Annotated in this window: 13 protein-coding genes and 3 pseudogenes; 6 read left to right on the forward strand and 10 right to left on the reverse strand. The window is 38.3% G+C overall.

What is annotated here, in order from left to right; genetic code table 11:
• Window positions 1–68 precede the first annotated feature (68 nt).
• Both ARSQ2_RS07620 and ARSQ2_RS07625 read right to left on the reverse strand, forming a co-directional pair.
• Window positions 69–557 carry a hypothetical protein gene (locus tag ARSQ2_RS07620; RefSeq protein ID WP_181994925.1) on the reverse strand — a complete coding sequence of 163 codons (489 nt, stop codon included), beginning with the start codon at window positions 555–557 and terminating at the stop codon, window positions 69–71.
• A 67-nt stretch (window positions 558–624) separates the two neighbouring features.
• The gene (locus ARSQ2_RS07625; protein ID WP_181994926.1) at window positions 625–849 is read right to left on the reverse strand and encodes a hypothetical protein; all 225 of its coding nucleotides are present in this window, start codon (window positions 847–849) and stop codon (window positions 625–627) included.
• A 754-nt stretch (window positions 850–1603) separates the two neighbouring features.
• On the opposite strand from ARSQ2_RS07625, the gene ARSQ2_RS07630 reads away from it, so the two are divergent.
• Window positions 1604–1756, forward strand: coding sequence for a hypothetical protein (locus ARSQ2_RS07630; protein WP_181994927.1), 153 nt, complete (start codon window positions 1604–1606; stop codon window positions 1754–1756).
• 146 nt (window positions 1757–1902) lie between these two features.
• Here ARSQ2_RS07630 and ARSQ2_RS07635 read toward each other — a convergent pair whose 3' ends face one another.
• The 7 genes and pseudogenes from ARSQ2_RS07635 to ARSQ2_RS07665 all read right to left on the reverse strand — a co-directional run bounded on the left by ARSQ2_RS07635 (window position 1903) and on the right by ARSQ2_RS07665 (window position 4926).
• The gene (locus ARSQ2_RS07635) at window positions 1903–2262 is read right to left on the reverse strand and encodes a hypothetical protein (RefSeq protein WP_181994928.1); all 360 of its coding nucleotides are present in this window, start codon (window positions 2260–2262) and stop codon (window positions 1903–1905) included.
• A gap of 44 nt (window positions 2263–2306) precedes the next feature.
• Window positions 2307–2516: a hypothetical protein gene (locus ARSQ2_RS07640; RefSeq protein ID WP_181994929.1), complete on the reverse strand. Its 210-nt coding sequence runs from the start codon at window positions 2514–2516 to the stop codon at window positions 2307–2309.
• 75 nt (window positions 2517–2591) lie between these two features.
• Window positions 2592–2878 (reverse strand): annotated as a pseudogene (locus ARSQ2_RS14850) (IS630 transposase-related protein).
• 867 nt (window positions 2879–3745) lie between these two features.
• A complete protein-coding gene (locus tag ARSQ2_RS07655) occupies window positions 3746–3991 on the reverse strand; it encodes a transposase (protein WP_238334390.1) in 246 nt (81 codons plus the stop codon).
• Entirely contained in the window at window positions 3940–4209 is a 270-nt protein-coding gene (locus ARSQ2_RS12910) for a hypothetical protein (protein ID WP_238334391.1), read from the reverse strand. Before ARSQ2_RS12910 ends, ARSQ2_RS07655 begins: the two co-directional genes overlap by 52 nt.
• On the reverse strand, window positions 4193–4492 hold the full coding sequence (locus tag ARSQ2_RS07660) for an IS630 transposase-related protein (protein ID WP_181994931.1): 300 nt from the start codon (window positions 4490–4492) through the stop codon (window positions 4193–4195). Before ARSQ2_RS07660 ends, ARSQ2_RS12910 begins: the two co-directional genes overlap by 17 nt.
• A gap of 95 nt (window positions 4493–4587) precedes the next feature.
• Entirely contained in the window at window positions 4588–4926 is a 339-nt protein-coding gene (locus ARSQ2_RS07665) for an anti-CBASS protein Acb1 family protein (protein ID WP_181994932.1), read from the reverse strand.
• 63 nt (window positions 4927–4989) lie between these two features.
• On the opposite strand from ARSQ2_RS07665, the gene ARSQ2_RS11970 reads away from it, so the two are divergent.
• The 3 genes from ARSQ2_RS11970 (at window position 4990) to ARSQ2_RS07680 (ending at window position 6005) form a co-directional block, all read left to right on the forward strand.
• Window positions 4990–5169 (forward strand): hypothetical protein, encoded by a 180-nt coding sequence (locus tag ARSQ2_RS11970; protein WP_202880398.1) that lies wholly within the window; start codon window positions 4990–4992, stop codon window positions 5167–5169.
• 588 nt (window positions 5170–5757) lie between these two features.
• Window positions 5758–5895, forward strand: a complete 138-nt coding sequence (locus tag ARSQ2_RS07675) for a transposase (RefSeq protein WP_202880399.1) — start codon at window positions 5758–5760, stop codon at window positions 5893–5895.
• Window positions 5835–6005, forward strand: coding sequence for a hypothetical protein (locus ARSQ2_RS07680; protein ID WP_181994933.1), 171 nt, complete (start codon window positions 5835–5837; stop codon window positions 6003–6005). The genes ARSQ2_RS07675 and ARSQ2_RS07680 overlap by 61 nt, the downstream gene beginning before the upstream one ends.
• A 262-nt stretch (window positions 6006–6267) precedes the next feature.
• On the opposite strand, the gene ARSQ2_RS07685 is transcribed toward ARSQ2_RS07680, so the two are convergent.
• The gene (locus tag ARSQ2_RS07685; RefSeq protein WP_181994934.1) at window positions 6268–6855 is read right to left on the reverse strand and encodes a metal-dependent hydrolase; all 588 of its coding nucleotides are present in this window, start codon (window positions 6853–6855) and stop codon (window positions 6268–6270) included.
• A gap of 214 nt (window positions 6856–7069) precedes the next feature.
• On the opposite strand from ARSQ2_RS07685, the pseudogene ARSQ2_RS07690 reads away from it, so the two are divergent.
• Window positions 7070–8037: pseudogene (locus ARSQ2_RS07690) on the forward strand (Rpn family recombination-promoting nuclease/putative transposase).
• A pseudogene (locus tag ARSQ2_RS07695) lies at window positions 8025–8681 on the forward strand (homocitrate synthase/isopropylmalate synthase family protein); the annotation flags it as partial. The pseudogenes ARSQ2_RS07690 and ARSQ2_RS07695, both read left to right, overlap by 13 nt.

Genomic DNA, 8681 nt, shown 5'->3' on the forward strand with positions numbered 1-8681 from the left:
TACTCTATATCAGTAAATTTATATTGGAGAAAAACATATATTTTTGTAATCAAAATTAAGACGCTTAGCTATAAAGCTAGAAATTTGAACAAAAGCGAATAGGCAGCGTTTAGGGGTGTTAACTGCTCTTTATAGCTAAGCGACTTAATTTTGATTACACCATATTGAGTGAGAAAAAAATATCTGTGTCGCATCCGAGCACTCTTTTTTTGCATTTGAAGCAATGTTAGTGGATGCGTCTGGCGGTATAGGCCTGAACTTCCGCCATATGCTGCATCGATACTGTTAATCGGGAAATACTCTGTTTCTTGTGAAAGGTCGTATATCATGTTACTGTTTAGGAATGCTGAGATAAAGGCACCAGGTGACCCATACATAAGCATCGCTGATATTGATATCAAATAATCCGATAGCAAACAGCGTTGTACCCAATAAAGCGCCGATAACATTTGTTCTTCCTTTATCTCCTCAGTTCTTGAGACCAAGACACCGTTGACCTTTCCGGGGAATAGCCGTGAGTCCGCCCAGGGGTATCCATCTGGCTCCACTTTCATCAATAAAAAATATGCTTGCCTTCTTTTTTCGCCACTGTTGTTTTTGTTGAAACGTTTGTCAGTGTTTTCGTCAGCTTTCCGGATGACGTAGAGTTTTATAGGTCAATCCCATTTTTTTAAGAGCTTGCCAAATATGGCTTCTAAGCCAAAACGCTCTGCACGCTTTTTTTAGTAGCTTTATCTGGATATTGTTCAGCATCTTTTGTAAACTCGGATTTATCGATTTTTTCGCTGACGTGTAGTCGATGCTTTTGGCTCTGTTGATTAATCCAGCCCGATACAGATGCAGAGCCAATCCAGAAATTGCTTCGCTGTTTCCTCGGATACTCAACCCTTCTTCTTCATCGTAAATATCTTTACGTCTAAAATCAGTGAATGGCTCATATAAATAATGTCATCAAAATTAAGACGCTTAGCTATAGTTTAGAACAGCGTTGCTGGCATTTAACTTTACCCTACATGTACCTGTTTACTTCAATCTATAAAGGGTATTGGCGCGACTTATCTAACGGATGGGCGTCAGCAACAGGGTCTAATGACAAAAACCAGTTATAGCTAAGCGACTTAATTTTGATGACATTATTTATATGAGCTATTCAATTGATTTTAGACGTAAAGTGATATTTAATGGTAGAGTTAATATCCGAAGCTAACGGCTTCAGATGGCCTCTACATCTAGCTATCGTTCAGATCGTTCAAATCAATCCATTCATGGCGTGCAGAGCGTTTAACGTTGTCGAAGGCCATTTGGCAATGCCATAGGACCTATAAACTCGGCATCCAGCCGACAGCTGCTCGATGCTGTTCAACAAACAGTATGGTATGAAATGGTATGAAATGGTATGAAAGGGGCAGGCATATTATTTTTATTGATGAAAATGGGGCCCTGACTACCGCGGACTCAAGGCTATTCCAAAATCCAACAGTCATGTTGATCTCAAAAGAACTCGAAGGCTTAAAGAGAAGAAAAAATATCGGCGCATTAGGCACAATACTATTTTTCTCCGGATTATTTAATATCAACAATTAACAGCGATGTTTTTCTATGCATGGGTCACCCAAGTCCTTATCCCAGTACTTCTAAAAACAGTGTAATCATGATGGATAATGCAACTTTTCACAAGAACAGAGTATTCAACAAGTCGCTCATCGATGCAGGGCGCTATGGTGGAATATTTGCCTACCTATTCGTCAGATCTTGAAATCAATTGAACATAAATGGGCACAAAGCTAAATGCAAAAAAGGCGCTCGGGAGGCGGCACAGATATTTTGTTCGCACTCAATATGGGTATCATCAAAATTAAGTCGCTTAGCTATCACTTGGCATTTAGCGAATAACAATACCTGCTATAGCGTAAGTTTCAGCAAAATTACTATTTCCTGATGCAATAGACGCCCCGTAGAAACTTTCAATTTTGAGGTTGATTTAAAGAAGTAAATATGGTTTTGGGCACAGCACCGGTTGTACCACCGCCACCATAGGTAGCGAGCAGTATAGCTAAGCGACTTAATTTTGATAATACCATATTGAGTGCGAACAAAATATCTGTGTCGCCTCGAGCGCTCTTTTTTGCGACGGCAATGCCCATTTATGTTCAATTGGATTAAGATCTGACGAATAGGTAGGCAAATATTCCACCATATACCCGCATCGATGATGACTTGTTGAATACTCTTTTTCTTGTGAAAAGTTGCATTATCCATCATGATTACACTGTTTTTTAGGAGTACTGGGATAAGGACTTGGGTATTTATCTAGCTATCACTGATATAATGATAAATAATCGATAACAAACAGCATTGTGCCCAATAAAGCGCCGATAACATTTTTTTTGCTTTAGCTCCCCAGTTCTTGAGACCAAGACACCGTTGGCCTTTCGGGGAATAGCCGTGAGTCCGCGGGGTATCGTGTGAAAAACCACTTTCATCAATAAAAACAATATGCTTGCCTTCTTTTTCATACTGTCTTTTTTTTGTTGAAACGTTTGTCGAGTGTTTTCGTCGGCTTTCGGATGACGTAGAGTTTTTTTTATAGGTCAATCCCATTTTTTAAGAGCTTGCCAAATGGCTTTCTGACAAACGCCAAAACGCTCTGCACGCTCTTTTTCGTAAGCATCTCGATATTGTTCAACATCTTTTATCAACTCGAATTTATCGATTTTTCGCTGACGCGTAGTCGATGTGCTTTTGGCTCTATTTGATTAATCCAACGCCATACAGATGCAGAGCCAATCCGAAATTGCTTCGCTGTTTCTCGGATACTCAAGCCTTCTTCTTCCATCGTAAATATCACTTTACATCTAAAATCAATTGAATAGCTCATATAAATAACGTCATCAAAATTAAGTCGCTTAGCTATAGTAAGCAGCAGCTGGTTATTACTTTTGCTCAGTAGTAAAAATTGCTATCAATCAGATATATGCTCAGTTAAGTGAACTTATAGCGTCGCAAGTACGGTAATGGTCAGCAAATCGAGACAATCTGGTATTTCAACGCTTCTTTTGTATTTACCCAGTCAACCGACGATATCAAGCTCTTTCAAACCTTGCTTGCGCAGGGAAGTGTATTAGATGTTAGCGGTTTTTAGGTTGTCGCGTTACAACCTCTAAGAATTAAGAATTAAGAATTAAGAATTAAGAATTAAGAATTAAGAATTAAGAATTAAGAATTAAGAATTAAGAATTAAGAATTAAGAATTAAGAATTTTCATTTTTATTACCAATTTCAAACGCGATCAGTAACCTGGGACAAAATGGCAGATGTCGCCAGTATTTTTAAAAATATCCATACATATCATTAACCTACCATAACTAATGGTTTTAATACGTTATCTTCTTTATTGGTTTATTTTCGTGTGGGGTTTCATATTTTTCAATTTATTTAGCGTTTTATGACCAACTAAAACTGACCACCACATTAAATTGTTAACGAAAATAATTGACCTAAACCATTCAGAGTTAATACATCGTTATAGTTCTGTCATATTAAGATAATTAAGTGTTATTTGCTTAGTTTCATTGATTTTCCGATAGATAAAATCGCGGTTAAACTTAATCAAAATTTTATTAGGGAGATGTTGGTTTGTTTAGTAAATATTTAAGTGTTAGGTAACCTAAAACAGATTAAGCGGGAAAGAGGGATTAAAATTGACTACTTGATTATTTATTATAGCTAAGTGACTTAATTTTGATTACACGATATTGAGTGCGAACAAAATATCTGTTTCGCATCCGAGCGCTCTTTTTTTGCATTTAGCTTGTGCCCATTTATGTTCAATTGGATTAAGAACTGGCGAATAGGTAGGCAAATATTCCACCATATGCCCCCGCATCGATAAGAACTTCGGTGACCCATGCATAGAAAACATCGCTGTTAATATTGATATCAAATAATCCGATAGCAAACAGCGTTGTGCCCAATAAAGCGCCGATAACATTTTTTTTGCTTTAGCTCCCCAGTTCTTGAGACCAAGACACCGTTGACCTTTCGGGGAATAGCTGTGAGTCCGCGGGGTATCGTGTGAAAAACCACTTTCATCAATAAAAACAATATGCTTGCCTTCTTTTTCATACTGTCTGTTTTTTTGTTGAAACGTTTGTCGAGTGTTTTCGTCGGCTTTCGGATGACGTAGAGTTTTTTATAGGTCAATCCCATTTTTTAAGAACTTGCCAAATGGCCTTCTGACAAACGCCAAAACGCTCTGCACGCTCTTTTTGGTAAGCATCTGGATATTATATTCAATATCTTTTATCAACTCGGATTTATCGATTTTTCGCCGACGCGTAGTCGATGTTTTTGGCTCTATTTTGTTGAAATCTAGCACTTGTTGATACAAATGCAGAATTGATGAGAGATGCTTCGCTGTTTCTCGGATACTCAAGCCTTCTTCTTCCATCGTAAATATCACTTTACATCTAAAATCAATTGAATAGCTCATACAAATAATGTCATCAAAATTAAGTCGCTTAGCTATATCAGTAAATTTATATTGGAGAAAAACATATATTTTGTAATCAAAATTAAGTCGCTGAGTTATAACAAACTACCGCCGTAGAGCGAAGCCAGTTTTAACGCCAGTTCTGCGTGCTTTTTGATGTTAAGACGCTTTTCTTCGCTTGTGAACACATCATTCAGTTGTTCGGTTCGTTCTTCATCATCGCCCGTAAAACGCACAGTACGCCAGTGCTTAATACAGTCGCCTGATGTCTTGTTAATGTATTTTCGCACGATCGACACACGCTCATAGGGCCACGCCAAGCCTTTGTCGGTTTCAAAATAGCCTGCACCTGTTATGCTAAGTGCAGCAAAACTGGACGGTAATGTGGTGGTGGACACCCCTATCCCATTCACCTCACACTTCAGATTATCCAATCCGCCATCGGCGAGTTTTTTCGGTGATTTTTTCTAAATGTAGCAAACAAATTTCCCTCCTTAATGAAAGGATATTTCTTTGATGAATTCCAGCGGGAGCTGATCGTCGAAAATACCTCGCAGGTCACAAGCTGGCGCAAACATTGGGAGACCGGGTGTGGACGACCAAAAGCAATGAATGAGCAAAGCATCAAATATGCTGAAGCCATGCTCAAAGACGCAGAAAGAAATTACCCTTCATAGGTGATGTCATCGATGAGCTTAAAATCGGTCGGACTGCCTTCTACCGATATTTTCCAACTGACCGGATAAAAGAACTCAGAAAGAACATTTTACAGCGCTAAATTCTAATTTTCATTCTGTGGGACCTTACGTACCTTTGTTGGGATAGACCGACATTATCAAAAACAAGGGGGTTAAATAAAAAAAGCGCACATAATCATGTGCATAAAAATTAATTTGATTTTATTAAAACATCTCAATTATTTTATTTTTAATAAATTATTTATTTTTTTAATGTTATTTGTGCATAAAATAATATCTATTTTTTTTCTACAAGGTATCCAGGGAAAAGACTTTGGATTTGCAATCAAATCATTTGACTGCCATAACTACGGTATCAACCTGATCATCGTGTTTATGTGAATTTGTTGCCGTGAAGATTCCAATTCTTTAATGAACTCTGATACCCAATCGTCTAATTTTGGAATGTGATTATATCAAGATTCAAAATATCCTTGCACCTCGATTACTCTTGTGTATTTATCTTTATTTGGTATGGATAATGCAACTTTTCACAAGAAACAGAGTATTCAATAAGTCATCATCGATATGGGGCATATGGTGGAATATTTGCCTACCTATTCGCCAGATCTTAATCCAATTGAACATAAATGGGCACAAGCTAAATGCAAAAAAAGAGCGCTCGGATGCGACACAGATATTTTGTTCGGGCTCAATATAGTGTAATCAAAATTAAATCGTTTATCTATATGATGATGTTTGGCGATAGTGTATTTGGTGGAGAAATGTTTTCTAATCAGGTACACTCGACCTGTCTTAGACTTGGTATGGTGTAGGTTCTACAGCTAAAATTATTAGTCCTGTTTTTCTCGGCGGTCTCATCGATGGCAAAAATTTTTCTGAAAATTTTGTGTTCGTACCCTTCCTCATATTTGTGTTTATTTTTTTATTGGTTCTATTGTTTATCTTTTTGCTCGCGAAACCCGTAATATCCAGCTTGAGGCTATGTAATTGATATCAATTTATGACTCAGATGCGTTAGATATCACAGATATGAACTTGATCACTTAAAAGCAATATTTTATGTAAAATTTAGTTTTAAATAAAATTGTTACATGCTAATTTCCATATATTCTGTATAAAATCAGTAACCCATAATTTATTACTTATTAATATGTCAAAGGGATACAGAACAGCACATACTAGTACCAATACACAAAATATTCGTTCCCACTTAGGATATTTAGTGGGGTTCAATGTTGGCATACAGAAACGTCGACGATATGGCCATAGTAACGGTATTCCTGCTGGTGTTAACATATCAGCCACAACGTGGCTAATATAACCAACTACCATGGCATGGACAAAATCTACCGGTATACGAATGATAATTCGTGACAATAAGTCTGAAGAAAAAAATATGCTGCACCCTACAATAGCCAGAAAACTGTGAGTAATGACTCTATGACCGAACACTTTTGCAATGGGAATCGAAAGCCAATTTAATCGTTGGCAAAAAAAAGACTTAGGGTGATCGATGTCTGGCAGCAGGCAGGTTAATATTCCGCCAATTCCGCCAATAATAATATGCCACCAGTTCCCTTGAGCTAATTCTGCTGATAACTCCAATTTCTTCACAAAAATAGCGCTTGCTAAAGCAAAGATGAAATGCCCGCCAGCAGTCATAGTAACCACACATAGTTATATTTTGATGTAATTATTTGTTTGTGTGCATTATGCAGCTAAAATAATTCTAATTCAACAATCAACAGTTTACTAAATTAAAAAACTCGGTCCATGCTAAATAGCTGTTAGTCATACTCATCAAAAGCGATCCTGCTTATTAAAGGTTCAGTAATTTCAATGGTAGACTATCCCCTTAACGCGATATACTACACCCATGACAAAATCATCACTATCCCAACATGACTCGCTATTCAAAAAGTTCCTTGGCGATATTGCTGTAGCTCGGGACTTTCTGGAAGTACATTTGCCACCTCATCTTCGGGAGCGCTCCGCGATTTCAGCACTCTTGCAATGGAATCTGGTAGCTTTATCGAAGACGATTTGCGCACCCAATGTTCAGATATCCTCTACTCTGTACAGACGAATGCGGGGAAAGGTTATATATACACAGTAGTCGAGCACAAGAGCCACCCTGAAAAGCTAATGGCATTTAGGCTTCTACGGTACAGTGTAGCAGCCATGCAGAGGCGTATTGAGCAAGGAAACGACACATTGCCGGTAGTGATCTCCGTGTTGTTCTATCACGGTGCTACCTCACCTTATCCTTTATAGCACGGATTTCCTAGACTGTTTTGCTGACCCTGAACTGGCAGAATCAGTCTACAGGCAAGCCTTTCCGCTGGTTGATATTACCACGATACTGGATGAGGAAATTCTGACGCACCGCCGAGTAGAGCTCCTGCAATTGGTAAAAAAGCATATCAGAACGCTAGATATGTTGGAACTTGCTGTAGAGTTAGCTACTCTAATAGAAAAATGGCAGTATTCCAAAGAACAATGCAAGAGTTTATTATATTATATAGCTAAAGCAGGAAATACGATTGACGGCGAGGGGATTCATACGCACCCTTTCGGGAAAAGCACCAACTTACCGGGAGGATTTTATGATGATTGCAGAACAGCTTGAAGCTAAAGGCCGTACAGAGGGGATCCAGCTACGCAAAGCAAGAAGGCTACCAGCTAGGCAGACAAGATGGGGTTAACTAGAGTCTAGAAAAAGGTCGTCAAGAAGCTACTTGCGAACTGGCAAAGCAACTATTTGCTAATGGTGTTAATCGGCAAATTATCAAAATATCGACCGGCCTAACCGATGATGAACTAAACATAATACTGATGAAATAGAATTTTCCTGTGAAAATGCTGGGCGCACTGATCCCGATAATTTATGCCGGATCGTGGAAACAGCAATCAGTGCCGGTGCAACAACGATTAATATCCCTGATACTGTCGGTTACACTATCCCTTTTTAATTTGGCAAATATTATTAAAGATCTTTTTAATCGACTACCAAACATCGATAAAGCCATTATTTCGATCCACTGTCATAATGATTTAGGTATGGCGGTAGCCAATTTTATTACTGCAATTCAAGCCGGTGCTCGATAAGTAGAAGGAACGATTAATGGTTTAGGAGAACGCGCTGGCAACTGTGCCTTAGAAGAAATTATTATGGCAATGGCAATTAAAGTGCGCCAAAAAATATTAGCCGTCACAACAAATATTAATCATCAAGAAATTTACCGTACCAGCCAATTAGTCAGCAAGTTATGTAATGCCCCTATCTCTGCTAATAAAGCGATCGTTGGCAGTAATGTTTTCTCACTTTCTTCAGGTATCCATCAAGATGGTGTACTAAAGAATCGAGAAACTTATGAAATTATGACACCAACATCCATTGGCTTAAGGGAAAGGCAATTAAATCTGACTTATCGTTCTGGCGGAGCGGCGGTAAGGCACCGAATGACAGAGATGGGATATCAAGATAC

This window comes from Arsenophonus endosymbiont of Bemisia tabaci Q2, from assembly GCF_902713415.1.
Classification (GTDB): domain Bacteria; phylum Pseudomonadota; class Gammaproteobacteria; order Enterobacterales; family Enterobacteriaceae; genus Arsenophonus.